We start from the raw sequence: 26,302 nt of genomic DNA on the forward strand, positions 1-26,302 counted from the left end.
TCTTTCTGACCGTTCTGGTTATATTCTTCGTATTAATAACTCATATTTTTTTGCTGTTACAGGCTGGCTTCTCTGCTGCTTTGCCATAACACTGCTTCGTTAAACGCGTTACAATAGCGGTAAAATTCTGGTTTGTTGCTCTATGCATCAGTCAGGCTCCCGTACAGGCGTTGTCAGGATGCGGTTATGGTACATATTCCTAATGTGGTTAAAGAAAAAGCCCGCGCTATTAAAATGGTTGTGTTCGATGTTGATGGTGTTCTGACCGACGGCACGCTGACCTATTCGGCGGATGGCGAACAGGTGAAACACTTTAATGTCAAAGATGGCGTTGGTATTAAGTTGCTGGATAGCTATGACATCGTGACCGCTATTATTTCTGCCAAAGAGTCTGCACCACTGGCGCGTCGTGCCGCAGATCTGGGAATTAAACATTTCTTTCCGGGCACCAAAGATAAATGGGCGGTGTTATCAGCCTTAATGGATGAGCTGTGGTTTGAACCTGGCGAAGTCTGTTATGTCGGCGATGATGTTATTGATCTGAAAGTGATGAAAAAAGTCGGTTTAAGCATTGCGCCAAAAGATGCCTTCTGGATGGTGAAAGACCATTCCGATTTAATTACTGAAGCCGAAGGTGGCCGGGGCGTTGCCCGCGAAGTGGCCGATATTATACTCGGCAGTCGTATGCCGCTGGATGAAGCTTATATCAAGGCCATGCTGCCTGAGTTTGAGGATAAAAAAATATGAAAATTCTGGTAACCGGTGCGGCCGGTTTTATCGGTGCTTTTACCAGTAAGCGCTTTGTTGAGCAGGGTCACGAAGTTATCGGGATCGATAACCTGAATGACTACTACGACGTGAATTTAAAGCACGGGCGTCTGGGCTGGTTGGCTGAACAGTCTGGTTTTACCTTTAAGCAGGTCGAACTTTCTGACCGTGCTGCGGTTGATGCGGTGTTTGCCGAGCATAAATTTGACCGTGTTGTGCATCTGGCGGCACAGGCTGGTGTGCGTTATTCCATTACCAATCCGCACGCTTATGTCGACAGTAATTTAATTGGTTTTGTGAATATTCTTGAAGCCTGTCGTCATAATGAAGTAGGGCATCTGGTGTATGCCTCGTCCAGCTCGGTCTATGGCCTGAATACCAAAATTCCGTACAGCACCTCTGACCGGGTTGATCATCCGGTATCGCTGTACGCCGCGACGAAAAAATCCAATGAATTAATGGCACACACCTATGCCCATCTTTACGGCTTGCCTGTGACCGGTCTGCGTTTCTTTACCGTGTACGGTCCCTGGGGACGTCCGGATATGGCGTACTTCAGTTTTACCCGCGATATTCTCGAAGGCAAAACCATTAACGTCTTTAATCATGGCAAGATGCAGCGCGACTTTACTTATGTCGATGATATTGTCGAAGGTGTAACCCGTATCACCCAGAAAATTCCTCAGGGTGTGAGCGGCTGGACGCCGGAAAGTGGTGACTGCTCGCGCAGTTCTGCGCCTTATAAAATTTACAATATTGGCAACCATAACAGCGTTGAGCTGGGCACCTTTATCGAAACCATCGAAAATGTGTTGGGTAAAAAAGCCAATAAAAACTATATGGAAATGCAACCGGGTGATGTATTGGCGACCTATGCCAATGTTGATGATCTGGTTGAAGATGTTGATTTTGCTCCGAACACACCGCTGGCAGAAGGCATTGAACGTTTTGCCCGCTGGTACCGTGATTTTTATAAGGTATAAGCAATAAATGGCTGATTATAAAATTGTGATTCCGGCCCGCTATGGCTCCAGTCGTCTGCCGGGTAAGCCGCTGATTATGCTGGCCGGCAAGCCCATGATTCAGCATGTTTATGAACGTGCGCTGGCAACCGGTGTGCAGGATATTGTGATTGCCACCGATGACGAGCGCATCCGCGATGCGGCTCTGGCTTTTGGCGCGGATGTGGTGATGACCTCACCGGATCATGAAAACGGCACTGAACGTATTGCTGAAGTTGCGCAGATTAAAGGCTGGGATGCTGAGGCTGTGATTGTGAACCTGCAGGGCGACGAGCCGCTGATCCCGCAGTCTTTAATCGAGATGACCGCTGCCAGTCTGCTGGAAAATCCGCAGGCAGGGATGAGTTCTGTCTGTACTCCTTTAAAACATGCGGCAGATGCTTTTGATCCGAACGTGGTGAAAGTGGTGCTGGATCGGGCGCATTTTGCTATGTACTTCAGCCGTGCTTCGATTCCCTGGGATCGTGATGCCTATAAAATCAGCACAGAGCAGATGACCGGTAAAATGCCGGTGTACCGTCATATCGGTATGTACGGTTACCGCGTGTCCTTTCTGCAGCAGTACACCCGTATGGAACCCTGTGCGCTGGAAGCTACCGAATCTCTGGAGCAGCTGCGCGCACTCTGGTACGGCGTAAAAATCCATATGTCGGTGATCGATCAGGCACCGGGACACGGCGTTGATACTCAGGATGATGTGGCGCGGGTTGAAGAACTTTTACTTGGCCTGAACTGAGTTATTTTTCTTTTTTGCGCTTTATCAGCTTAAAAATGGCTGCAGTGTCCGACACTGCAGCCATTTTTTTAGATACTTTTCTTTCTGTCTGGGCTATTTTTAGCCTGTAAGTCTTTGAAAACAGAGGCTTAAGGCTCTTTTGAATAATTCCCTTGTGTTTGCCTTGTGCATCATCACCTTTCAGATGTGGCGCTGGATGAGGTGGCTGGGGATTCCTAACCGGATTTATTCAGATTGTCCTGCAATACAGACGTTGTTGAAGTAAGGAGTACCACGATGGCATTGTCTATTTCAGAGAAGCTCGGTTATGCCGGTCTGCTGCCTTTTATTGCCGGCGCGACAGCGGTTGTGTTGGGTATCGACGGGGGCGAAGAATTTTTTAAATTATATTCGTTGTTGATTCTGGCATTTATGGCCGGTGGCTGCTGGGGCGTTGAGCAGGCGAATCCGGAGCAGATTGATGAAATCCCGCTGGAGTTATCCATCGGCACTTTCCTTTGGGGATTGCTGGCGTATTTTCTGCCTACGAATGTCGCGGTGCTGATGTTTATGGTTGGTTTTTGGTTGCTGCTCTGGACTGAGACCAATCCGATTTTTAAACGTGCTTATGCCGAGTCTTATAAGCGTTTGCGTAATATTCTGACGGCAGCGGTAACTATTCTGAATGTTATCGTTTTTATCGCCGTTCACTGAGCGGTGATTAACAGGCGGGGCGTTTAAAGCCCCAGTCTGCGTCCTTCCCTGCATGGTTGGCCGTTGCGCCACCATTCCTGAAACTTTTCCAGCTGGCGGGCTACCGTCGCCCGATCGTTCATGCAGGCGGTTACTTTATTGCGCTCAATGCTGATAAAAACCGCAGGCGTCATTAATACCTGGTTGTTATTCACCGCCGAATGAACCTGCAGTTGTATGCGGCTGCTCATTCGTTGCTGTAGCTGTAAGAGCGGATGATCAGCAATGCCCGGATATTCGTGGGCAATTAATATACGGATGCTGCGCTGACGCGCTCCACGCAAATAACGGTTAAAGCAGGAGAGTGTGGTTTTATCCGACCACAATGGGTGGCTGAGGTCGGCAATGCTCAGATGGATGGCGGCCGGGCCAAAGTGACTGGCAATCTGCAGCATCCCTTCAGCCGCTGCAGGTTGTTCCAGTACATACACTTCGTTGTCTTTTCCAGGGATAAACTGTTCGCTGCCCTGGCTGGAGCGTCCCAGTACTTTGCTCATGCGCACATGGGGAATGCCGGCATCCCAGCAGAACTCCGTTTCCGGTGAAAAACCATTGTGATGGTAAAAGCCATAAGCCTGAGTCTGAACGGTTGCGCGCAGAATGCGGCCGCGCATTTCTTTCTCGTAATGGTGTTCTACGGCGCGCAGCAGTCGGGTCCCCCAGTTCTGGTTACGGTATTCAGGCAGTACGGCCATACGTCCGAAATAACCATTGCTCAGCAGCCGGGCGCAGCCGACCGGACGCTTGCCATCGCGGGCAATAAAGTGCACCGCGTTGGCGTCGTCAGCATCCCATTCCATAGCTTCCGGGACGTTTTGCTCCTGAATGAATACGCGCTCACGGATGGCGCGTAAAATATCCCGGTGCTCTTTCCAGTTAGCGGTTTCAATCTCCAAACTCGGTCTCCGGACTGTACAGCATATGACGTTGCCAGAGGCTGGTCAGCAGGCTTTGGGCGGTTGTGCTGGCAGCCAGTGTCTGCAGAACCTCTGTTTCATATTGGCTGTTGTCGGCCAGATAGGCAACTAACGCCAGGTCACCCGCTGGCAGGCTCCAGCTGTGACCAAGGGCGAAGAAGCTGCACTGGTTATCCTGCTGGCTGTAAGCAAAGCGGGCAAATTCAGAGCGGCGCCATTGCTGGTAATGGTTCAGCTCGTCGTGTAATTCATCCCAGCTGGCTTCATCCCGTGGTTCAGGCAGTTGTTCCGGGTATTTGGCTTCGGTCATCAGCTTGCCCAGTACCTGCTGCAGACGCTCGTCATCGTTGAGGGCTGCGGTCAGCAGGGCACGCAGACGCGCGATCGCGTCTTGATCAATCAGGCCCGGGGTCTGGGTTGGGCGGATGCCGGCATCGGTGTAGCGCTGATCTTCACTGGCGCTGGCGAGAATATCGTCCATGGCGGCCTGTGCCAGTTCTGCCTGGCTTGGGGCGCGGAAGCCGATGGAGTAGGTCATGCACTCGCCCTGGGCGATACCGTAGTGGGCCAGCTGTGGTGGCAGGTAGAGCATGTCGCCGGGGTTCAGGGTCCAGCGCTCGGTTTCGTCGAACTGTTGCAGGACGCGGATTTTCGGCCCTTTAAGAATCGGTGAGTCGTCGCTGCACATCTGGCCGATGCGCCATTCGCGCTGGCCTTCGGCCTGCAGCAGGAATACGTCGTACTGGTCGTAATGCGGGCCAACGGAACCGCCGTCGACGGCATAGCTGATCATCAGATCATCGATGCGCCAGCTGGGCAGGAAGCGGAAGTGTTCAAGAATATCGGCGGCTTCCGGAATCCAGTGATCGACGGCCTGAATCAGTAAGGTCCATTTGCGTTCTGGTAGGGCGCGGTAATCGTCTTCTGTGAAAGGGCCGGTGCGGATGGCCCAGGGGCCGTCTTTGCCTTCTTCTTCGACCAGGCGTGATTCAATTTCTTCTTCCAGGCTCAGGCCGGCCAGCTCGGAGGAGCTGAGCAGGGGCTCGAAGTCCGGCCAGGCGTTGCGGATTAATACCGGTTTCTGCTGCCAGTAATCGCGCAGGAATTCTTCAACCGTCAGATGACCCAGAATATGCATAGTGTGTTACTCAGAATACGGATACAAAAAAGCCTCCGCCAGAAAGGTGCTGGCGGAGGCTTCCGATTTTAACGCGGCTTAAACGTTCTTCGCCTGATCTGCGGCATTACCGATGTAGGTAGCCGGAGTCATGGCATTCAGCTCGTCTTTGGCAGCTTGTGGCAGTTCCAGTGAGGCGATGAATTCAGCCATTGCGTCACGGGTAATGGCTTTGCCACGGGTAAAGGCTTTCAGTTTTTCGTATGGCTGTTCAATGCCGTAGCGGCGCATCACAGTCTGTACCGGTTCGGCCAGAACTTCCCAGGCGTTGTCGAGATCCTGAGCGATACGCTCTGCATTGACCTGCAGTTTGCTGATACCTTTCAGGCTGGCCTGATACGCCAGCAGGCTGTAGCCCAGACCAACGCCCATGTTACGCAGTACGGTGGAGTCGGTCAGGTCGCGCTGCCAGCGTGAGATCGGCAGTTTCTGCGCCATATGAGTCATCACTGCGTTGGCGATACCGAGGTTGCCTTCGGAGTTTTCGAAGTCGATCGGGTTTACCTTGTGCGGCATGGTCGAAGAGCCTACTTCGCCAGCAATGGTGCGCTGTTTGAAGTAACCATTCGAGATGTAAGCCCAGATGTCGCGGTCAAAGTCGATCAGGATGGTGTTGAAGCGGGCGATGGCATCGAACAGTTCTGCGATGTAATCGTGTGGCTCGATCTGGGTGGTGTACGGGTTAAAGGTCAGGCCCAGAGAAGTCACGAAGGTCTCTGCGTTGGCCGCCCAGTCGATATCGGCGTAGGCCGACAGGTGAGCGTTGTAGTTACCCACGGCACCGTTGATTTTGCCCAGCAATTCAACCGCTTTGATCTGCTTGATCTGACGCTCAAGACGGGCCACTACGTTGGCCATCTCTTTACCCAGTGTGGTTGGCGAGGCGGTCTGACCGTGGGTACGTGACAGCATCGGCAGGGCAGCGTTTTCGTGGGCCAGAGCGCGGATCGCATCGGCGACTTCCTGCATAACCGGCAGCATGACGTCGTCACGGCCGGCTTTCAGCATCAGCGCATGGGACAGGTTGTTGATGTCTTCAGAAGTACAGGCGAAATGCACGAATTCATTAACCGCCATCAGTTCGCTGTTGTCGGCAAACTTTTCTTTGATGAAGTATTCCACCGCTTTCACGTCGTGGTTGGTGGTGGCTTCGATGGCTTTGATGCGCAGGGCATCTTCTTCACTGAAGTTGGCAACGATGGCGTCCAGCTGTTGCTGGGTAGCTGCCGAGAAGGCCGGAACTTCGGTGATGGCTTCATGGGCCGCAAGGCGCTGTAACCAGCGGATTTCTACTTCGACGCGGGCACGGATCAAACCGAATTCGGAGAAAATCGGACGCAGTTGCACGGTTTTGTTGCCGTAACGACCATCAATCGGAGAAATAGCGGTCAGGGCAGACAGCTCCATTGGGTTCTGGGAGGACATAGCGACTCTCAACGGACAATGAATGTAAGAATTTTAAGGCGCGCAATTCTACCGGATTTTTTTGTATATCTCAGCACTGGCGGTGATTTAACTGCGCTTTCATGTCGCGAGTGCCCGTTGCGGGCGGTGAAGGTGTGCCGGTAAGGGCATTTTGCCGCTGGATTGGGCGTTATTGTCACTCACCCGTCACGCAGTTTCAGGTAGAATGCTGCGCAAATTTACAGGCCGTTAGCTGAGAAGTATTCATGCTGGACTCATTGCTGAGTTATTCCGACAGCCCCTTGTGGCTGGTTCTGGTGGTGATTGTGTCGACCTTTATGCTGGAAGACCTGGCGATTATTGGCGCCGGGATGCTGGCCGCGAGCGGTAAACTGGCGCCGGAAGTGGCCTTTGCGGCAACCTGTACCGGTATGTTTATTGGTGATACGGCATTGTATCTGTTTGGCCGGTTGGCGCATGTCTGGCCCTGGCTGGCGAACAAATTCCGCCATGATCTGATTCAGCGTCAGGTGAAGCCTTTGCAGCAGGCGCCCTGGCATCAGCTGGCGCTGATTCGCTGCATGCCGGGACTGCGTACTTTCGGCTATATCGCCTGCGGACTGGCACGGGTTCCGGGCTGGACCTTTACCCTGGCCAATGTGATTTCTATCGTGATCTGGGCTGCGATGATTTTTGGCGTGGCTTTCGTGTTGGGTAAACAATATGCCGAAACCCTGCATGAGTGGCTGTGGTTTGTGCTGCCGGTGGCTCTGCTGGTGTTTATTCTCGGTCAACGGCGTTTGCGGGCTCGGATGGAAGCCGCCTGAGCGGGATGTGACAGGAGAATTTGTATCATAAAAAAGCGGCCCTGGCGTTATTGCGCAGCGGCCGCTTTTTTTGTGTTGGCTGTTGTTGGCGGAAACTCAGGCCTCCGCAATGGCGCCTTTGTTAACACCTTCAAAAGCACGCACTCTGACCTGGCTGTCAGGGTGTTGCTGTTTGATGGTGTCGGCCAGATGGCGGGCGATAAATTCGACGGTGGTGTCGGTGTTCATCATGTAGTTGCGGCTGGCTGGCAGAGATAATTCGAATTCGCCTTGCTGTGCGCTGTAGCGGAACAGAAGCTGGTTGTTGTCGCTGCTGATCAGATCTTCCGCGCTGCCCAGATAAATATCGGCCCAGCGCTCTGCCCATTGTTGTTCAAGCGTACTGCTGCGCTCATCGTCAAGCCAGATCTGAATGCGTGAGCGATGACCGTGGGCGATGCGCTGGCAGTTGCCGTTGTGTTTTTTCAGGCCGTGACTGTAGTGATAAAACGCGCCATGGATGTCTTCTGCAACGAAGCTCAGGGTCAGCTGCTCGACGTTCACCGGGAAATGGCTGCGCAGCTGTTCACGGCACCAGTGAGCAACGCTGTTGGCGTCGATGTGTTCGGCATCGACCAGGGCAACGGCCTGGCGTGGTGCGCGCATTTCCAGCAGGTCGCCGTTGTCGTACTGCCAGCTGAGTTCGATGATGTCACCGCTGTGTTTCAGGGTCAGGGCCGGTGACTGAACCGGCACCAGCAGGCGGTGATCGAGCTCGTCGTCAAGCCAGTTACGCAGTGTCTTTTTGACGATGCCGAAGTCGCAGACCATGCCTTGTTCGTCGAGGGCGCCGTCGAGCACGGCGGATGCCCACCAGGTTTCACCTACCAGGCCGCGCTTGGCATCCAGATAGCTGAAATCGACATTGGTGAGTTGCTCTACGAATAACTGCATGGTGTTCCTCTGGTGTTCCGCTGAGAGGCAAAGCCCGACTGAGAGGCAAAGCCTGAAATAGCCGCGCATTCTAGCGGAAAGCGGCCATCAGGGCATAGCACTGTGCGGCCAGTGAACCCGGTATGCGCCACGCCGGGAGGGGATTGAACCTGTCTCAGCTGTCCGGGTCTATGCACCACACTGTGTTTATAAAGAGTGGCATTAAGCCGTTCCTGAGCTATCGCCGCTGACAAAGCCTGTTATGATAGGCGGCATTTTTATATCTGAAGGGTGCGTGAGTCGCTGCGTGTCCTGTATTAACTGAGTGATTCCTTTGTATGGCTATGCATAAACTTCTGACCGCTTCTCTGATGTTTCCTGCGCTGGCGGGTCTGATGTCCGGCTGCAGTGACAGCGGCTCTTCTTCTTCCTCAACTGTGTCGGTTTATGTTCAGGCCGGCCAGGAGGATATCAATCATGCCATCGTACGGTCGGTGGCGATTACCGAAGCCGGTTTGCCTAATGAGGATGCTGAAGGACGCCTGGTCCGTTCTGAGTATGTTACCGATAAGCACGGTGTGGTTAAGGCTGTGATTTCGACCGGTGAGCTGCAATTGTTTGAGCTGGTTGGTCGTGATGCTGACAGTGATACGGCGACGGCGGCAACTACTGTGCGTTGTCAGTGGGTTGCTGGTTGTTCAGCTGGTGCGTTTGCTGCGGATATGGAACAGACGGCCAATCTGGGCTGGCGTTCGGTTGCTTACGATCTGAGCAAAAATGAACGCATCCGTGTGACCCCCCTGACGGATCTGGCTGCCCAGCTGGCATTCGATTATGTCTATAACGAGAGTCTGGTCAGCGGTTCCGGCACTGTTGCGGATGTGGCAGTTGGCTGGGTCGAAACCGGCTATTACTCCGCGTATTCCACCGAACAGGCTATCTCGCAGGTTTCCAGGGTATTTGGTATCAGCAATGTGCAGACCACAGAGCCTGCCGATCTTACCCAAATTAATGAATGGCGTGGCGCCGATGCCGCCAAAGCTGCAGACAGCATTCGTTACGGTGCCTTGTTGGCGGCCTGGGCGCATCTGGCTGAAAACCATACTGCAGTCGATGGTGTTAATTTTACCCATGCCGTCGCTGCCGATTTCAGCGCCAATAAAGGCCAGATGATGCAGCAGGGTGGTACGCAGACGCTGACGCTGGCGGCACTGTATACCGATGCGATCAGCAATTTACAGGCACTGAACGTAACGGATGCGACTCTGCAGGGCTACATTGCCGGGGTTGTTTCCGCATTGCAGGCTGATATTGATGGCTTCACCGCCGATCCCCTGACTGCCAAAGTTCCCGATACGCTGTTGTCGCTATTTGGTCAGAGTGACTATGACGATTTTGTGCTGGGCATTAAACGCACCAAGGCTTTTGTCGGGGTTATGCGTAATTACAGCGATACCTTTTTTGAAGACAGCTACAAAGCCAAGGTGGATCAGTATGTTGATCTGCTGAAAAAAATCGGTGATGAGCATGCCGCTAACCTGAATACAATCGTGACGGCTTATCGTGAGACGGCCGAGCTGTATCAGCAGACCTATCTGGCGGGTGCTAATACCTGTGCGGATACTTCGGCCTATGCCTGGGTGACTTCCTGTTCTTACAGCAACCCGACGATGACACTGAATAACGGTACGATCATCGTCAGTCAGGCGGTAGCGGATGTGAACACCACCGATGCCGATGACAAGCCAACGTCATCGAATGCTATTGATGTGCTGATTCGCGGTACCTATGAGCAGGGCACGCTGCGCTTTGTGGTCGATAACGTTTATGAAGACGATAACGCTGCTAACGACATTCTTTCGGCCTCCGGTGTGCGCGTTTATTTCACCACGCCAGTGAGTACTCTGGCTGATCCGGCGGGGAATGAAATTCTGGGCTATGAAATGCGCTGGTCGGATTTTTCACTGTACGACACCAGTCGTGTCGGTGGAGCTGAAGAAGCCGAAGTAACCGGCAGCTATCGCATTTTCTTCCGCGGTGTGAAAGACCCGCAGGACAGTAACAGCGAGCGCCGTTTTAATATTGATACCGTGGTGCTGAATGGTCGTATTTCTGACAAAGTTGGCGACGACAATAAGCAGGATGTGGATTATTCAACCCTGTATGTGGCGGCGACCAGTACTAACGCTTCTGAGCATTATCCGGCGCAGCGTTTTGCTTCGTTCAACGGCTTCTTTACACCCAGTCCGGCATTTGCGGCAGATGTGGTAGATGGTCTTGTGAGCTATGTAACCGGTGAGCAGACGGTGGCCGGTCAGAATGTGCAGTATCTGGATTTTTATGTGCCGCTGGGTGAGTCGCAGCGTTTCCGTTTTTACCCGACGGTGAAACGTGAAGATGTTAATGACGTGGATAAAGATGACGATAAAACCGAACTGGTCAGTACCCATGATCTGGAGATCTGTGATCTGAGCAATTCCGGTGGTGGCTGGGTGGTCAGTTCCTGTAAGCCAAAGCAGCGTCTGTATGCAGAGCGTGATCTGCAGCTGGCCATTAACGATCTGTGGGAAGCGGGTGTGTTTTCACGGATTGAAATTCCGGGACGTGGCCTCTACTTCGTTACCTGGCCAACCAATACAGCGGACGCTAATGGCTGTCTGACGCTGGCACCTCTGGCAACGGCGGAAACATCAATGGACGGCACTTTGTATGATCCTATGGTGTTAGGGCTGAATGCGGTACGTGTTACCAGTGAAGTGCGTCTGAAGGATCAGCCGCGTACCTTGCTGGATGTACTGCTGAATGCGCCAACCATGGATCGCTATAAGCTGACTGCGGCGTTGTCGCATAATTACTCAGGTCTCACCAGCAGCGACGTTTACCTGGGAACGGGGTCGGCACTGGATCGCGTTGTGCTGAGCTTTGATACCGATTCATCGTTTAAAACCACCGGCAGTCTGGCGGTGTACAGAGATGGTGTTGCCCTGACATTAAATGATGGAACAGAAACCACCATCGACAGTGAACTGACCGCCTACCTGCAGCAGAACTACAATCTGTCGCCGCTGCCATATAAGTACATCACCGGCAGTGATGGTAAGTACGATTTGTGTGTGCTGAATAACGTAGCTGAAGTGGCGGATAACACCGTGCTTGCTGATGCGGTATTCACGCTTAACTTCCGCGATGTGGTGTACGGCCGTATCCGTCAGGAGAATGGTATCTGGCTGATCCGCTATATTGATGGCAGCTGGGAGACGCTGTAATTTCACAGCGCTTAATAGGCACAAAAAAAAGCGATCTCCGGGTCGCTTTTTTTGTGCCTGCTTGCAGGGTTGCGGATCTTCAGGCAAACAGCCAGAAATGCCCGGCGGTGCGTAAAGCGATACCAATCAGTGCGCCATAAATGGCTGGGCGGACAACGGCGGCGACAGGCTTGCCTGCGGCAATCAGAATGGCAACGCCGGCAACATCGAGCGGACATAGCAGCAGGCCGGCGAGCAGGTTGATGTCTTGCGCGCTGAGTAATCCGAGCTGCACCTGTTCCATCGCGATACCCATCATGGCGGTGCCGCCGGCGATGTATTTGGTGATGGCCAGCAGCAGAGTTTGCTGTGGAAAACCGATAGCCGTGAGCAGAGGAGACAGCAGGCTTTCGAGTTCGCTGATGGCGCCGGTCAGGCGGATCAGATTCACTGCCACCAGGGCAACGACCAACAAGGGCAGTGCTCCCATGGCGATGTCCCAGGCGTCGCTGCCGGCACGGCGTATGACCTGCAACAGTTTGCCGTGCTCGGGATCGGCCTCTGGCATCAGTTCGGCAGAGGGCGGAGCGCTTTCTTCCACACTCAGCTTGCGGCCGAAAGCATAGTAGGTTGCGGCGGCGGCAATCAGACCGGCAGGAATAGCCAGCAGCAGGGTGGTTGGTATATCCAGCCCGGCGGCGGCCATCGGGAAGACGACATTCGCCTGGGCGAGGGCCAGCACCATGGCCAGGGTCGCGGCGATGTGGCGTGGAGAGGAGCCGTTGCGCGCCATGATGGCCAGTGTTGCGATTGGCGCGGCGAAGCTGACCATGGACACCTGAATCAGGGCGAACACCCCAAGACCCGTCAGGCCGAACGGGCGTAACAACGGGCTGACCACGCGGACAATCCGCTGCAGCAGGCCGCGTGCTTCAAGCCAGCGCATGATGCTGAGCATCACAATCATAATGGGCAGCAGAATAAACAGGGCCAGCTCCACCGCCGAGCGGCCGGAGCTGAGAATGGTGGTGGCTATCTGATCCATAAACGTGGTTCTTGCTGAAAACGCAGACGATAACAGAGTTGCTGGTGTCCGGCTTTGGTTACTTGGTCGGAGATGACCGGTGTTCAGATATATTTATACCGTTATCTACATGGTGATTTTACTTATCCCTGCTGCGGTTTTGGCGTGGTCATGACCGAGGCGGGTTAGCAGTCGCCAGTTCGTTCCTGTATACTGCCGCGTCTTAATTTGTGGCTGGCGATTGTCCGCAGTCGTTCAGTAGTGGTCAGAATGACCGGCAGCAGCCGGTTGTGATTGAATTTTTTTTGAGGCTTAACAATGACTGGATACGTTCAGAAGGGTGGCTTGCAGGTTGCTCAGGCGCTGTACGACTTCGTAAATGAAAAAGCGATTCCGGGTACTGGTATCGATGCAGAGAAATTCTGGGCAGAGTTCGACGTTCTGGCGAACGAACTGGCTCCGAAGAACAAAGCGCTGCTGGCCAAGCGTGATGATCTGCAGGCGAAAATCGATGCTTACCATACTGAACGCAAAGGTCAGCCTCATAATGCTGCAGAGTACAAAGCATTCCTGCAGGAAATCGGTTATCTGCTGCCTGAAGGCGCGGATTTCGAAGCAAGCACTGCTAATGTAGAGCCAGAAATTGGCCAGATGGCCGGCCCTCAGCTGGTTGTACCGGTAATGAATGCGCGTTTTGCTCTGAACGCTGCCAACGCCCGTTGGGGTTCTCTGTACGATGCGCTGTACGGCACCAATGTTATTTCTGAAGAAAACGGTGCGGAAAAAGGCACTGGCTACAACAAAGTACGTGGCGACAAGGTTATTGCTTATGCCCGTGCTTTCCTGAACGAAGCGGCACCTCTGCTGAGCGGCGACCACGTTGACAGCACCAAGTACGCGATCGAAGAAGGCAAGCTGGTTGTTACCCTGAAAGACGGTTCAACCACCACGCTGAAAAACGCTGCTCAGCTGGCTGGTTACAACGGTGATGCTGCTGCACCGGTTGCGATTCTGCTGAAGAATAACGGCCTGCATTTTGAAATTCAGATCGATGCAACCACTCCGGTTGGTTCTACTGACGCTGCTGGCGTTAAAGACATCCTGATGGAATCTGCACTGACCACCATCATGGACTGTGAAGACTCTGTTGCTGCGGTTGATGCGGCCGATAAAGTCGTAACCTACGGCAACTGGCTGGGCCTGATGAAAGGTGACCTGGCAGAAGAAGTGACCAAAGGTGGCAAGACCTTTACCCGTACAATGAACGCTGACCGTGAATACACTGGCCTGAACGGTGAAACCGTGAAGCTGAAAGGTCGTTCTATGCTGTTCATTCGTAACGTTGGTCACCTGATGACTAATCCGGCGATTCTGCTGGCCGATGGCAGCGAAATCCCTGAAGGCATCATGGATGGCATGATCACTACGCTGATCGCGATTCACGACCTGAAAGGCAACGCGCCATTCCGCAACTCTACTGCTGACTCCGTGAATATCGTTAAGCCAAAAATGCACGGTCCTGAAGAAGTAGCTTTTGCTAACGAACTGTTCGGTCGCGTTGAAGATGCACTGGGTCTGCCACGTTTCACCATGAAAATGGGCATCATGGACGAAGAGCGTCGCACTACAGTAAACCTGAAAGAATGTATCCGTGCTGCGAAAGACCGTGTTGTATTCATCAACACTGGCTTCCTCGACCGTACCGGTGACGAAATCCATACCTCTATGCTGGCCGGTGCTTTCGTACCTAAGTCTGTAATGAAGCAGCAGCTGTGGATCAATACCTACGAAAACTGGAACGTGGACACTGGTCTGGAAACTGGTCTGCAGGGCCGTGCTCAGATCGGTAAAGGCATGTGGCCTATCCCGGATGAGATGGGCATGATGATGGATCAGAAGATCGGTCACCCTAAAGCCGGTGCCAACACTGCATGGGTTCCGTCTCCGACTGCAGCGACTCTGCACGCTATGCACTACCACAAAGTAGACGTATTTGCTGTTCAGAATGAACTGAAAGGCCGTGAGCATGCATCTGTTGATGGCATCCTGACTATCCCACTGATGACTGCTGAAGAAGCTGCTGCGCTGACTCAGGAACAGATTCAGAAAGAACTGGATAACAACTGCCAGGGTATCCTGGGTTACGTTGTGCGCTGGATCGATCAGGGCGTTGGTTGTTCCAAGGTGCCTGATATCAACAACGTTGGCCTGATGGAAGACCGCGCGACTCTGCGTATCTCTTCCCAGCACGTTGCCAACTGGCTGGAGCACGGCATTTGTACCCGCGAACAGGTTGAAGACAGCCTGAAGCGTATGGCTGCGATTGTTGATGGTCAGAATGCCGGTGACCCGCTGTACATCAACATGGCACCAGGTTTTGATGGCATTGCCTTCCAGGCCGCGTCTGACCTGATCTTCAAAGGTAAAGAGCAGCCAAGTGGTTACACTGAGCCACTGCTGCACGCTTACCGTCTGAAGTTCAAAGCAGCTCAGTAATCTCATTTGCCTGATCGTTCAGGCTGTGTGAGCACGAAAAGCCCGGATTATTCCGGGCTTTTTTTATGTAAAAGGCGGGTAAACGGCAGGCGCCTGCTGGCTGCGGTCAGACTGGCCGGTTACAATCGCAGGACTTTGGTATTAAAAAGAAAAATAACTATGTTCTCTCTTTCCCGCATATCTCTGTTGCTGAGTGTCTGCCTGCTGGCGGCATGCAGCGGTAATAGTTCCAGTACCACCCGCAAGACCGAGCCGGTCAAATACGTTAATGGCTATCTTGGCAGCAGCAGCGTACAGAATGCTGTTATTCAGGCTGTGCCTGTCGATGTGCAGGGGCAAACCGCAACGGAAATAATCACGACAGATGATGGTAAGGAAGAGGTCTATGTTGGCGCCAAGGCCAGCAGTACAACGCTGGCGTATTACCAGGTAAAACTCGGCAGTGATGATATTGGCCGGCCGATTACGCTGATTGTCGCTGGTAAAGACGACAATGCCACGGTGGAACGTTGTGAGCTGGTTAATGGTTGTTATGACAACTGGGGCTACCGCACAAGCAAAGCGGTTCCTGCGGAATACGAATTACGCGCCTCGGTCGGTAATGCGCAGAATAATATGCGCATTAATGCGAACTGGGTAACGCATCTGGCCAGTGCGCTGGCGTACACCAGTTATATTGATAACAGCGGTGATGGTACTAATCCTGATACACCGAAAGCCGGTGTTTATTCGCCTTTCACCATCGAACGGGCTAATTTGTGGCTGAATGCTTTATTCGATTTGTCGGATGTTATTTCTCTGCGCCCGCTGGCACCGTCGGAATTATATAAAGACAGTGGTCTGGCTTCGGCGATAAAGCAGGAATCCATTTTATACGGTGCCATTGTGGCGGCTGGTCAGCAATTGGCAAAGGAAGCAGGGCAGGATCAGGTTGACTGGCTGGCGGATATGGTTGATGAGTTCCTGCACAATCAGGGGCAGTTATATCAGCGCTCCTCTGTCGCCACCTCTTTTTCTCTGTACCGCATCTACAGTGCGGCGAAAACGCTTCTGCAGGAAAACCGTACTTATATCGCCGGTCAGAATTATTCTGTGCCGTCAGAGCTGGCGGGTGCTATTGCCGTGTTGGATCAGCGTCTTGCCGCTCTGGAAGATAAAACCGATCAGCTGACGAATATTAATATACCGGCCAGCCAGGTCAGCGACTGGCTCGACCGGATTAATAATGCCCGTGCTTTTATGGCGGATCTGAATGAGCGGCTGGTGAACTACAAAGGACAGCATGTTAATACCTGTCCGGCCGGCACGCCGCAGACTGACACCAGTTGTGTTCATAGTTTTATCGACCCTGCGTACGTTGAAAAAACGGTGAATTATTATAATGCGCTCAACAGCATTTATGATGGTGTTGCACCACAGCTGTCTGCCGGTACGGGTACAGTCAAAGATCTGGTGTTGGGATTAATTGCCTGTGTTCATGCTTCTTGTCCCTCTGAGGTAGAGGGTGGTTATGATGCGGTCAATAAAAAACTGACAGCCAAAGGTCTGACTCTGACTCTGGTGCCGGTTGAGCTGGGTGCCGATATTGAGGACGAGGGAAAATATAATGCCTTTGATATTCAGCTGCTCGGTGAGCTGATTGTTGATCCGGATGATCCGGCTGTTCCTAATGTACCCGGCGAGGTCAGTGAACCACTGGACACTGTTGCCAGTATTAAATTTAAAGAAATAAAAACCACCAATGCTGATGACGAAGAGGTTAAAAGCTATTCGCGGGTACGCATTGTTTATAGTGGTGATGAAGGGTATGAGATTCCTCCTGATCCGATTGCCACACCACCTCTAGGTTATGACCTGGAATGGCCGGATGTTGAAGTGCCGGCAATAGTAAATGGCGTTAAGCAGGAATTCAGTCTGTATCTCTCAGCCAAGCTGATAGGTGTTAATGATGTGCTTACTGAAAATTCTCCGCTGCATTACAACCTGACATCGGTTGCCGTGTCACTGGTTGCCAGTAGCGATACGAAAGGGACGATCACCGAAGATGGCAAAGAGGTTGAGCTTAAAGATCTGGCGCAGGTGACGTTGTCAGCCGAGGCAACGAATGCGGCTAACTACTATTCAGATTCGGTCTGGCCGGAGCTTGATGATTTTTTCCGTGTGCGCAGTGGTTATGAGTCGGGCCTGATTGAGCCGGATTTGTTCGAGTACCGGATTATGGAAAATCAAAGCGTGCTGTTCAGTAAGGTCGGTGATGAAGAGGTTTACCGTCAGGCGGACTATATCGACTTTAATACCAAAGGCTATGGCATTAACCGGCTGGAATTCTTTTCTGATGATGGTAAAGGGCCTGAGGGCTTACGTAATTGCTCGGTTATTGAGGATGAATCTGGCGCGCGGGAAACCAGTGTCTGTACACAGGTGAGTGAGGAGAAAGACCTGACGATTCAGGAACTGATTGATAAGGACCGCTTGGAGCTGTTTTCTATCCAAGGTCGTGGCGCTTATAAGCCGTTATTCCCGGATATTGATGACGACGGCAGCTATGAGCTGATTGTTGGCAGTGATGTGCTGCTTGATGGTGAGCTGAAAGCGGTATTTTCCCAGGGTATTAATGAGCTGCATGTGCGTGCAGCACACGAGCTGACAGAGGGGGCCGGTGATAATGTTGAACGAGCACCGCTGGCGATTGTTGATGTGAAACTAACCCGTACAACGAAAGATGTCTGGGAATTAGCGGTTGCTGCCGGATACGACTATGACTATCTGGTGGATGTACTGCCTACAGGTCCCCGGGCCCAGAGTTTGTACCTGTCGTACCTCGTGGGAAATAACTCTGTAAAAGAAAAGGATGAAGATAAGGTTGATATCATTCGCGATTTTACCTTTGAATTAGGTGGGCTGATTATTTACCGAGGTGGTGTAAAACTCTTTACCTCGGAAGAAAAAGGCGAAAGCATTGGTGTCACCCTGGCTAGTCGTGTTGATTACGAACTGAATGGCAGTGGCCAGCCTTGCGGTGTTATTAATCGTAAGGATGAAATCGTGACCGGCAGCTGTAATGCGGTCGGTTATCTGACCTACCGCAACTCCATAGTAGGTGTTATCCGTGAAGAGCGTGATGGCATTTATGTCGTCCGTTTCAGTGATGGTCAGTTCCTGGTGCTTGGCGGTTGAAGAACAAAGTTCACTCTTTCCTTTCTGCGGCGGTATATACCGCCGCATTCAGTTTTTCCTTTTCATCTCAGGCGGCCGATCGGCAGCTGTATTCGCTTCTGGAAATTCATGGCAGTTCACAGCCGGTTTCTCTGACCGATATGACGACTGGCTGGGATGGCGATTTTCAGCCAGGCACTTATGCCTATGCCGATGCCCGGTTTCGTTTTGGCATGCGTTATCAAAGCTGGCAGTTAGAGCGTGAAACGCGCTGGTATTATTACCTGACCTTTAATCGTGATACTTCAGAGTTTTACCGTGAACTGGAGCTGGGGCTGCCCGGAGCAAAAGATCGTCAGTTGGACCTTGAAGTGAAAGGTCTGCAGGCGCGTGGCTTACGTCTTTCTCACCGTTTTGAGTTGCCGGCGCTGAGCATTACACCGGCGCTGGCGTATTACCATGTAGGTCATTTTCAGTTTGGTTCTCTCAGGGGGGCTTCTGTTGCGGGTGATCCGTTGACTGCATCAGCTGTGCTCGATTATCACTTTGATCAGGACAAAATTCTGGAATATCCGGCGGATGTCAGTGATGGTTCCGGCATCAGTATGGATATCTCATTCAGTAGCTTGCTAAGGGAGCGCTGGCAGCTGGATGCCACCTTCACTGATTTATGGAATCGCTGGCAGTTCGATGATGCCGCTTTCACTACCGGATGCATCAATCTGAGTGGTGGGGGGCAGGCGGTTTGCAACAGCTCTGGGGCCGCTTCCGGCCGCTCGGGGCAATCTTCTTATGTAACCGATATTCCCTGGTCATTGAATACCGGTGTTTATGACACGAGTTGGCTGTTGGGGGGACGCTACTTTCAGCATGACCGTTATCAGCGTTTCAGTCTTGCCAAAGACTGGAGGACACCTTTAGGTAATATGGGGATGTCACTTCATTCTACGAATCAGGTTGGAGTGCACTGGCGTTCAGGCTGGCACCAGCTGGAAATAGTCAGCGATGATATGCGGCCCGCTTATGCGCGGGATATTCAGCTGCGTTTGGGGTTGACGCTGGGTTGGTAGCGGGGCGGACTCTGTTTCTCTGTGACTGCTGCCTGTCTTATCTGTCCGTATTTCTGCGGTCTTCTTTCAACTGCGGGATGCGGCAAAATCCGCTATGATGCGCGCTGGATTTTAGCCGGCGTGACGTTGCCGGTAAGCACCGCCCTGAGCAGCAGAGTCTCCGATGTATCTTGAACATTTCGGTTTTCAGCGTTTCCCTTTCACCATTGCACCGGACCCGGATTTTCTCTTTCCGTCGAGCGGGCATCAGGAGGCACTGGCACATCTGCAGTATGCGCTGACCGGGCATGGCGGCTTGATTTGTCTGACCGGTGAGGTAGGTACCGGTAAAACCACGCTGTGCCGTGCATTTCTTGCTCAGACACCCGCTGAAGTACGCACGGCGTATCTGTTCAATCCACAGTTATCGGCGACGGAGCTGTTGCAAAGTCTGTGTGATGAGTTGGGGCTGAGTTATAACCACGATGCATCATTACGTGAGTTGTACGCTTTGCTCAACAAGGCTCTGTTGGAATGGTATGCCGCCGGGCAGCGGGTAATCTGCGTGATTGATGAAGCGCAGAGTATGCCGCCGCCGCTGCTGGAACAAATCCGGCTGTTGACCAATCTGGAAACCCATAAAGAAAAGCTGCTGACGTTGATTCTTGTTGGTCAGCCAGAGTTGCGGGAATTGTTGGCCCGCCATGATCTGCGTCAGCTCAGTCAGCGTATTACCGCGCGCTATCACCTGCAGAATCTCAGCCTGACAGAAACCCGTGCTTATCTGCGCCATCGCTGTGCGCTGGCTGGTGTGGATGGACAGTTGTTCAGCCCGTCCGCCGCACGGCGGCTGTGGCGGGTAAGTGGTGGCGTGCCTCGCCTGATTAATAATCTGGCCGACCGGGCGTTATTGGGCGCTTATGCCCGTGGCGGCAGGCTGGTCGACGTCGCTTTGGTTAAAGGCGCTGAAAGAGAAATCCTTGGACATGGTGCCGGATGGCTTGATCGCACTCCGCGGCGCAGCGCCTTCACTTGGTTGTCGGCATTGATAGGCTTCGCATCCATGGCTGGCCTGCTGGTTCTGCTGTTTGTTTTCAGTCCGGCTTTGAAAGAACAGATTTCAGACTGGCGAGCCCCTGTGACGGCAGACCCGGTATCTCCGCTGGCGCTGCTGACGGCTGCCGGTTTGACCGGAGAGCCTAGCAATGCGGCAGAGGTTATTACCTGTGAGCAGCTGCAGGGCAGCAAACAGTGTTTGTGGGTGGATTGGCCGTGGCTCAGGTTGCAGGGCCTGTCCGTGCCGGTTGCGGTACAGATGAAATCGGCAGAAGGATTCGTTTGGCAGCGCTTTAGTGCTGATCTTAATCCGGCATCGTATGCGGGACAGGCCTTATTACTGTGGCAGCCCCCCGCCGGATACAGCGGCCAGCTGGTTCGTCCCGGACAAAAATCGGATCTGATTCTCTGGATCCGCCGTCAGCTGAATATGGAATGGCAGGCAGACTGGCTGGTGATCAGTCCGGAAGGGCAGAATAATCAGGTTGACTCGCGGTTTTATGATCCTTTGCTGGCCAATCGGGTTGCACAGTTTCAGGCGGAGCATGGGTTGAGTGCCGATAAAATTATTGGCCCGGAAACCTTGCTGTTTATGCAGCAGGCGGAACAGGATGAGGCCCGTCCTGGTCTGGCTGGAGGGGATAATTAATATGTCTTATATCCTCGATGCCCTGAAAAAATCGGAGCAGGAGCGTGCCCGGCAGATGAACCAGGCAATGTCGTTGCAGGACAGTACGTCGATATCCCTGGCGGCAGAAACACCGTTCAGAAGTATTAACCGGATCCTGTTGTCTGTTGCACTGGTTACAGTAATCACGGGACTGTTGTATGGCCTGACTCTGTTAAGTGGTAAATCCGCACCGGTGCCGGTGGAGAATACACCGCAGGTAACTGCACTGGCTGACGATATAACCCCGGCCGCTGAGACAGTAACCTTACGCCAGGCACCGCCGGTTGCTGCGGTAACGCCGGCCGTCGGAGCGACACCGGTTCCGTTGCAACAGACGCCGGTATCGACGCCATCTCCGGCACCGGAAACAGCCATTGATTCTGAGCTGCGGGAAACTGCGCCGCGCGCGGGTGTTGAAACCCGCTCGTTACCTCCGTTAGCGTCTTTACGCCGGATACCGCAGTTAATGATCACCAGTCATATTTACAGTCCGGTGCCGGAGAAGCGTACGGTCAGTATGAATAATCGTGAGTGGAATGAAGGAGACCTTATTGCTCCCGGCATTATTCTGAAAGAAATTACCCCGGGCGGTATTCTGCTGGATGTTGATGGCTGGCCATTGCAGGTTGGCCGCAGCAAAGGCTGGCAGGCCATTCCCTGATGCGAGAAAAGACAGCATGCTGAGCAGTGAAAGCAAAGAACGCATCCAGGCGTTGTATCGTGAGTGCATCAAGGCGCTGGATTTAAAGCCGCGTTATGGTCAGCGGGTAATGATTGCTGAAATAGCCAAAAGCCTGGGCGCTATTCATGAAGATGATAAAGGCCAGCGCGATAATGATAATGGCATTGCGGTGGTGGAAGCGGGTACAGGTACCGGTAAAACTCTGGCGTATCTGCTGGCTGCTTTGCCGATGGCGATTGAAAAAGAAAAGAAACTGCTGATCTCGACGGCCACCGTCGCCTTGCAGGAGCAGATTCTGGATAAGGATCTGCCGAATTTAAAAAAGACCATTTCTCTGCCATTTAATTTTGCACTGGCCAAAGGCCGTGGCCGTTATCTGTGTTTGTTAAAACTGGATAAATCATTGCAGCATTTGTCCGGGTTGTTATCCACGGTCGATTTATTTGAGCAAACACCGGAAGAGCAGGACAGGGAGCTTTATGAATCTTTATTGCAGTCGTATGGCTCCGGTAAATGGGACGGTGACCGCGACCGTCTGACCGATGCCATCGAAGACAAACAATGGTCGCATTTAACCGCCACACACCGTGAATGCTCAAACCGGCGCTGCCCGCATTTCCAGAACTGTGCTTTTTATAAAGCCCGTAATGCGATGGAAGATGCGGATGTGATTGTGGCCAACCACGATCTGGTGCTGGCTGATTTATCGCTGGGTGGTGGTGCTGTTTTACCTGCGCCGGAAAAAACCATTTATGTGTTCGACGAAGGCCATCATCTGGCCGATAAAGCCCTCAATCATTTCCGTCTTGAAATCGGCGTGCGGGCGCAACGCCAGTGGTTGCAGCAGCTGGAAAAAGGCATTGAGCAGTTTGTTGCGGCCAGTGGTATTCCGCACAGCATTATGCATTCATTAACGGAGGCTCCGCAGAATATCCGCGATATTCTGCAAAGCATCAGCCTGGTCTGGCCATTACTGATGGATATGATCGGCGATCAGGAACGGCTGCGTTTTGAATCGGGAAAAATGCCGGAGAATTTACGTCAGCTGCTGATCAATATCAAAGGGCCGTTGCAACCTCTGTTGCTGTGTCTGGATAAGCTCAATGACATGCTGCAGAAATCCCTCGATCCGAAAGAAGATGGTGATTTTACCCGCGACGTAGCAGAAGCCTGGCAGGCGCCAATGGGTATTATGTTTTCCCGTGCGGAGCAATTATCCGAAGCGCTGTCCTGGCTCTGTGCCGAAGAGGCTGAGGGTGCTCTGCCGGTTGCGCGCTGGTTGTCGAAAACCCCGTTTGGTGATGGCTGGGATATTCGTCTGAGTGCCTCGCCCATTGCGGTGGCCGATCAGTTACGCAAAAACCTCTGGTGGCGTTGCTATGGTGCGGTGGTTACCTCGGCAACCCTGACGGCGCTGAACAGCTTTAATAAATTAAGCTGGGAAAGCGGTTTGCCCGACTGGGCAAATTATCAGCGGGTTATGAGTCCTTTCGATTATCAGAAGCTGGGTGAGTTGCAACCGGTGTCGCTGGCATCTGATCCCAAGAGCGATCAGTTTCAGGCGGATATTGAAGACTGGCTGAAAAATAATACCGACCTGAGCCGGGGAACGCTGGTGTTATTCAGTTCCCGTGCCCAGCTTGAGGCCACGCGTGATACGTTTTTGCACGACTGGTATGACCAGCTGCTGTGCCAGGGCTTTTTACCGAAAGCAGAAATTGTCCGCCGCCATAAAGAGCGGATTGATAACGGTGAGGGCAGCATTATTTTTGGTCTCGCCAGTTTTGCTGAAGGGATCGACTTACCGGGCGAATATGTCACCCATGTGGTGATTGTTAAAATTCCGTTTGCGGTGCCCGATGATCCGATTCAGGCTGCGATCAGCGAATGGATGGAAAGCCGTGGACGCAATCCTTTTATGGAATTAACCCTGCCTGCGGCTTCGATTCGTCTGGTGCAGGCCTGTGGGCGTTTAATCCGTACCGAAGAGGATCGGGGACGCATCAGTATCCTCGATAAACGTTTACTGTCGCATCGCTATGGCAAGTTGTTACTGGATTCTTTACCGCCTTTTAAGCGGATTTAATAAAGAAATACGCGAATAAAAAAAGCCCGGTCATTACCGGGCTTTTTTGTGCCAGAGGAGGGGTTTTCAGGCCAACTGCTCTCTGAGGTCATTATCATTCTGATCGCGGATCATCAGTAAATGGCCTTCAAGGTAGGCGAGCAGCTGATCGGCTTCTTTCAGATCGCGCTGAATCAGCAGGCAGCGCAGCTGTTTGCGCTCACGCTCCATAATACGCACATGGAAGCGGGCGCCGGTTTCCGGAATTTCCAGATACAAACCACGGCTGGATTCAGACAGGCTGAGATCCACATGAGTTTGCTCCAGTTCGCAGCCAGCAAAGTTAATATTGTTAATGCGAACAATGTGTTCTTTGCCATTCACTTCATCGATCAGACGATAAGGCTGCTCCAGCGGACGCTGGCGGCTTTGCAGGCGCTGGTCGGCAAGATCATAGGCTTCCGGATTGTATATTTCGGTACCGTCTATACCTTCCAGAGACTCGCCACACATAAAGCTGTGGAACAGGGTGCTTGAGGCTTCTTTACGCTCAAACTGGGCCAGATGATCAGCGTTTTTGATGATGGCGAAAGTAGCATTGGCACACTGACGGGCAACGGCAGCGTTTTCTGATGGCAGGGTGAAGTTATCGAATTCACCGGTTGCAATCATGGTCGGGCATTCGGGGAAGCGTTCGAAGCCCGGGAAATCGAGCAAGCGTTGCGTGTTTTGTGCGTAGCGCTGACGCTCATTGTCGTTCAGTCGGGCAATCTGACGGAACAGAAGACGGCGATAGGTCGGGCTGACTTCGGTTGCCTGCAGACGATTGTGATTGATCAGGTTGCAGACTGCAGTGGTCGCGAAAGCGTTCATATCACCAGCGGCCAGCAACTCCAGCGAGTCTTCCAGCAGGGTGATCAGGCTTTCGCGGCGGAAACAGGTGATGCCCGATAACAGCAGGCGCTCAATCCGTTGCGGGTAGGCCGCCGCAAACAGAGTGGCCATGGCCGAGCCATAGCTGATGCCCAGCATCTGAACTTTATCCAGCTGCTGTTCCTGACAGAACAACTCAATCAGGTCAGCGTAGTCATTCAGGCTGAGTTCCGGAGCAAGCTGATCGTTACTGCCCTGTGAGGGGAAGTCGGCCAGAATTACCGGATGTGTGCTGACGACTAATTCCACTTCGCTTTTGAATGAGGTGAAACTCTGGAATGCACCACCGAGAAAAACGACAGGCGTTTTATGGAGGTTTTCCGGAAGGCTGTATGCCTGGAATTCGACTTTGTACTGCCCGCGGGGAGTATCCAGCAGTTGGATGCGGGGAGTGTTGCGTAGATCGGCGGCAGAGAAGGTAGAGAACTGCATAACACAATTGGCTCTTTTATTCTTATAGTTTCCCGACTCTACCCCATTTATAGACAAATGACCACAGTTGTATGTTTTCTTTACGGAACGCTGATGTTGCTATAAGTGTTTGATTATATTAATGTTTTCATATTTTCGCGGGCCGTTTCCTGAGGCGTTTCAGGGATATTGGCCCGCAATGTCCGACTTATTGCTGAGGAAGATTGATCGTGAAAATGATTTCTGAAGGAGTTACATCTATCCGGTATTCTCCGCCCGGCGTTTGGTGAGTCTGGGCATTGATGTTGTCGCTGTTCGGAATGCTGATAGCAAACTGTCCCGGTGCAATGTTGTATCCCAGGCCGGCCGGTGGCGTGACATCGGGAGTGATGTTGGTCGGGAATTGCAGGTTACCGTAGTCAATCGGCGTACCGGGTTCGAGGCCAAGGACATCACGCAGGTATTCCTCTCGCAGAGCCTGTTGTGGGTCCAGTGCCGGAGTGTGGAAATCGTAGGTGCTTTGACTCAGCAGAGCGTTGTCCCGCTGCTCTGACAAATATTGATCAGCAATTTGGGAGGGGACTTCTGTTCCGCCATTTAACTGATCACTTTCGCTGTAGGGCTTATCCAGTGGTGACACCCGCAGGGAGGCGTCCTCCTGACCGTTTTCCGCTTTCTGGGCGGCGGGCTGACGGCGGACAATGACCGTGGTGTCTTTAATGTAGGCTTCGGTCATTTCTTCGGGCGGAATTTCTGTAATTTCGGCCTGAACGGACGCGCTGATCAGTATGCTGGCCGGCAGTATGAGTGACAGAGGCAGCAACGCGGAAAGAAAAGAACGGTTCATGGCGGTGTGTCCGGTTAGTTTTCCTTTATCCTAGAGCAGGGCGATAAAAGGACAAGGTTCTTTACGTCAAGTTTGCCTCTGGTTCTCTGTGCGGCGTCTGTGGTGGAACTTATGGCCCGGAATGCCGCATATTTTTGTGATTGAAGAGGCATCGTCTCTATACAATCCGCAGC

Annotated in this window: 19 protein-coding genes; 12 read left to right on the forward strand and 7 right to left on the reverse strand. The window is 52.7% G+C overall.

Going from position 1 to position 26,302, the window contains the following annotated elements:
- Positions 1-186: 186 nt before the first annotated feature.
- From HUF18_RS13935 to HUF18_RS13950, 4 genes are all read left to right on the forward strand, one after another.
- Positions 187-747, forward strand: a complete 561-nt coding sequence (locus HUF18_RS13935) for a KdsC family phosphatase (protein WP_145468448.1) — start codon at positions 187-189, stop codon at positions 745-747.
- Positions 744-1,751 carry an NAD-dependent epimerase gene (locus HUF18_RS13940; RefSeq protein WP_225692621.1) on the forward strand — a complete coding sequence of 336 codons (1,008 nt, stop codon included), beginning with the start codon at positions 744-746 and terminating at the stop codon, positions 1,749-1,751. The genes HUF18_RS13935 and HUF18_RS13940 overlap by 4 nt, the downstream gene beginning before the upstream one ends.
- Positions 1,752-1,758: 7 nt before the next feature.
- Entirely contained in the window at positions 1,759-2,526 is a 768-nt protein-coding gene (gene kdsB / locus HUF18_RS13945) for a 3-deoxy-manno-octulosonate cytidylyltransferase (RefSeq protein ID WP_145468452.1), read from the forward strand.
- Between the two features lie 276 nt (positions 2,527-2,802).
- Entirely contained in the window at positions 2,803-3,219 is a 417-nt protein-coding gene (locus HUF18_RS13950) for a DUF3429 domain-containing protein (protein WP_225692622.1), read from the forward strand.
- A 23-nt stretch (positions 3,220-3,242) separates the two neighbouring features.
- On the opposite strand, the gene HUF18_RS13955 is transcribed toward HUF18_RS13950, so the two are convergent.
- The 3 genes from HUF18_RS13955 to purB form a co-directional block, all read right to left on the reverse strand.
- Positions 3,243-4,154, reverse strand: coding sequence for a GNAT family N-acetyltransferase (locus HUF18_RS13955; protein ID WP_145468456.1), 912 nt, complete (start codon positions 4,152-4,154; stop codon positions 3,243-3,245).
- Positions 4,144-5,313, reverse strand: coding sequence for a cupin domain-containing protein (locus tag HUF18_RS13960; RefSeq protein ID WP_225692623.1), 1,170 nt, complete (start codon positions 5,311-5,313; stop codon positions 4,144-4,146). Before HUF18_RS13960 ends, HUF18_RS13955 begins: the two co-directional genes overlap by 11 nt.
- Positions 5,314-5,391: 78 nt before the next feature.
- Positions 5,392-6,759 carry an adenylosuccinate lyase gene (purB, locus tag HUF18_RS13965; RefSeq protein WP_145469057.1) on the reverse strand — a complete coding sequence of 456 codons (1,368 nt, stop codon included), beginning with the start codon at positions 6,757-6,759 and terminating at the stop codon, positions 5,392-5,394.
- A gap of 263 nt (positions 6,760-7,022) precedes the next feature.
- Here purB and HUF18_RS13970 point away from each other — a divergent pair, with 263 nt between their 5' ends.
- Positions 7,023-7,583: a DedA family protein gene (locus tag HUF18_RS13970; RefSeq protein ID WP_145468460.1), complete on the forward strand. Its 561-nt coding sequence runs from the start codon at positions 7,023-7,025 to the stop codon at positions 7,581-7,583.
- Positions 7,584-7,679: 96 nt separating this feature from the next.
- On the opposite strand, the gene HUF18_RS13975 is transcribed toward HUF18_RS13970, so the two are convergent.
- A complete protein-coding gene (locus HUF18_RS13975; RefSeq protein WP_225692624.1) occupies positions 7,680-8,516 on the reverse strand; it encodes a 6-carboxytetrahydropterin synthase in 837 nt (278 codons plus the stop codon).
- Positions 8,517-8,833: 317 nt separating this feature from the next.
- Between HUF18_RS13975 and HUF18_RS13980 the strand changes: the two genes are divergently transcribed.
- Positions 8,834-11,761 (forward strand): hypothetical protein, encoded by a 2,928-nt coding sequence (locus HUF18_RS13980; protein WP_225692625.1) that lies wholly within the window; start codon positions 8,834-8,836, stop codon positions 11,759-11,761.
- A 79-nt stretch (positions 11,762-11,840) separates the two neighbouring features.
- Here HUF18_RS13980 and HUF18_RS13985 read toward each other — a convergent pair whose 3' ends face one another.
- On the reverse strand, positions 11,841-12,785 hold the full coding sequence (locus HUF18_RS13985) for a nucleoside recognition family protein (protein ID WP_225692626.1): 945 nt from the start codon (positions 12,783-12,785) through the stop codon (positions 11,841-11,843).
- Between the two features lie 297 nt (positions 12,786-13,082).
- Between HUF18_RS13985 and HUF18_RS13990 the strand changes: the two genes are divergently transcribed.
- The 6 genes from HUF18_RS13990 (at position 13,083) to dinG (ending at position 23,959) form a co-directional block, all read left to right on the forward strand.
- Entirely contained in the window at positions 13,083-15,260 is a 2,178-nt protein-coding gene (locus HUF18_RS13990; protein WP_145468469.1) for a malate synthase G, read from the forward strand.
- Positions 15,261-15,419: 159 nt separating this feature from the next.
- Entirely contained in the window at positions 15,420-18,437 is a 3,018-nt protein-coding gene (locus HUF18_RS13995) for a hypothetical protein (RefSeq protein ID WP_225692627.1), read from the forward strand.
- A 140-nt stretch (positions 18,438-18,577) separates the two neighbouring features.
- Positions 18,578-19,486 carry a hypothetical protein gene (locus tag HUF18_RS14000; protein WP_225692628.1) on the forward strand — a complete coding sequence of 303 codons (909 nt, stop codon included), beginning with the start codon at positions 18,578-18,580 and terminating at the stop codon, positions 19,484-19,486.
- A gap of 163 nt (positions 19,487-19,649) precedes the next feature.
- The gene (locus HUF18_RS14005) at positions 19,650-21,170 is read left to right on the forward strand and encodes an ExeA family protein (protein ID WP_225692629.1); all 1,521 of its coding nucleotides are present in this window, start codon (positions 19,650-19,652) and stop codon (positions 21,168-21,170) included.
- A 1-nt stretch (position 21,171) separates the two neighbouring features.
- Positions 21,172-21,852 carry a general secretion pathway protein GspB gene (locus tag HUF18_RS14010; RefSeq protein WP_225692630.1) on the forward strand — a complete coding sequence of 227 codons (681 nt, stop codon included), beginning with the start codon at positions 21,172-21,174 and terminating at the stop codon, positions 21,850-21,852.
- 16 nt (positions 21,853-21,868) lie between these two features.
- Entirely contained in the window at positions 21,869-23,959 is a 2,091-nt protein-coding gene (gene dinG / locus HUF18_RS14015; RefSeq protein ID WP_225692631.1) for an ATP-dependent DNA helicase DinG, read from the forward strand.
- 66 nt (positions 23,960-24,025) lie between these two features.
- On the opposite strand, the gene HUF18_RS14020 is transcribed toward dinG, so the two are convergent.
- On the reverse strand, positions 24,026-25,303 hold the full coding sequence (locus tag HUF18_RS14020) for an alpha/beta fold hydrolase (protein WP_225692632.1): 1,278 nt from the start codon (positions 25,301-25,303) through the stop codon (positions 24,026-24,028).
- Positions 25,304-25,490: 187 nt separating this feature from the next.
- On the reverse strand, positions 25,491-26,129 hold the full coding sequence (locus tag HUF18_RS14025) for a hypothetical protein (protein ID WP_225692633.1): 639 nt from the start codon (positions 26,127-26,129) through the stop codon (positions 25,491-25,493).
- Positions 26,130-26,302 lie beyond the last annotated feature (173 nt).

The sequence above is a fragment of the Thalassolituus sp. ST750PaO-4 genome (assembly GCF_020320405.1).
Taxonomy (GTDB): Bacteria; Pseudomonadota; Gammaproteobacteria; order Pseudomonadales; family Oceanobacteraceae; genus Venatoribacter; species Venatoribacter alkanivorans.

Excerpts from the sequence above, each read along its gene's own strand:
- HUF18_RS13935 (WP_145468448.1), top strand. The coding sequence starts at position 187 with ATGGTACATATTCCTAATGTGGTTAAAGAAAAAGCCCGCGCTATTAAA.
- HUF18_RS13940 (WP_225692621.1), top strand. The coding sequence starts at position 744 with ATGAAAATTCTGGTAACCGGTGCGGCCGGTTTTATCGGTGCTTTTACC.
- kdsB (WP_145468452.1), top strand. The coding sequence starts at position 1,759 with ATGGCTGATTATAAAATTGTGATTCCGGCCCGCTATGGCTCCAGTCGT.
- HUF18_RS13950 (WP_225692622.1), top strand. The coding sequence starts at position 2,803 with ATGGCATTGTCTATTTCAGAGAAGCTCGGTTATGCCGGTCTGCTGCCT.
- HUF18_RS13960 (WP_225692623.1), bottom strand. The coding sequence starts at position 5,313 with ATGCATATTCTGGGTCATCTGACGGTTGAAGAATTCCTGCGCGATTAC.
- purB (WP_145469057.1), bottom strand. The coding sequence starts at position 6,759 with ATGGAGCTGTCTGCCCTGACCGCTATTTCTCCGATTGATGGTCGTTAC.
- HUF18_RS13970 (WP_145468460.1), top strand. The coding sequence starts at position 7,023 with ATGCTGGACTCATTGCTGAGTTATTCCGACAGCCCCTTGTGGCTGGTT.
- HUF18_RS13975 (WP_225692624.1), bottom strand. The coding sequence starts at position 8,516 with ATGCAGTTATTCGTAGAGCAACTCACCAATGTCGATTTCAGCTATCTG.
- HUF18_RS13980 (WP_225692625.1), top strand. The coding sequence starts at position 8,834 with ATGGCTATGCATAAACTTCTGACCGCTTCTCTGATGTTTCCTGCGCTG.
- HUF18_RS13985 (WP_225692626.1), bottom strand. The coding sequence starts at position 12,785 with ATGGATCAGATAGCCACCACCATTCTCAGCTCCGGCCGCTCGGCGGTG.
- HUF18_RS13990 (WP_145468469.1), top strand. The coding sequence starts at position 13,083 with ATGACTGGATACGTTCAGAAGGGTGGCTTGCAGGTTGCTCAGGCGCTG.
- HUF18_RS13995 (WP_225692627.1), top strand. The coding sequence starts at position 15,420 with ATGTTCTCTCTTTCCCGCATATCTCTGTTGCTGAGTGTCTGCCTGCTG.
- HUF18_RS14000 (WP_225692628.1), top strand. The coding sequence starts at position 18,578 with ATGACGACTGGCTGGGATGGCGATTTTCAGCCAGGCACTTATGCCTAT.
- HUF18_RS14005 (WP_225692629.1), top strand. The coding sequence starts at position 19,650 with ATGTATCTTGAACATTTCGGTTTTCAGCGTTTCCCTTTCACCATTGCA.
- HUF18_RS14010 (WP_225692630.1), top strand. The coding sequence starts at position 21,172 with ATGTCTTATATCCTCGATGCCCTGAAAAAATCGGAGCAGGAGCGTGCC.
- dinG (WP_225692631.1), top strand. The coding sequence starts at position 21,869 with ATGCTGAGCAGTGAAAGCAAAGAACGCATCCAGGCGTTGTATCGTGAG.
- HUF18_RS14020 (WP_225692632.1), bottom strand. The coding sequence starts at position 25,303 with ATGCAGTTCTCTACCTTCTCTGCCGCCGATCTACGCAACACTCCCCGC.
- HUF18_RS14025 (WP_225692633.1), bottom strand. The coding sequence starts at position 26,129 with ATGAACCGTTCTTTTCTTTCCGCGTTGCTGCCTCTGTCACTCATACTG.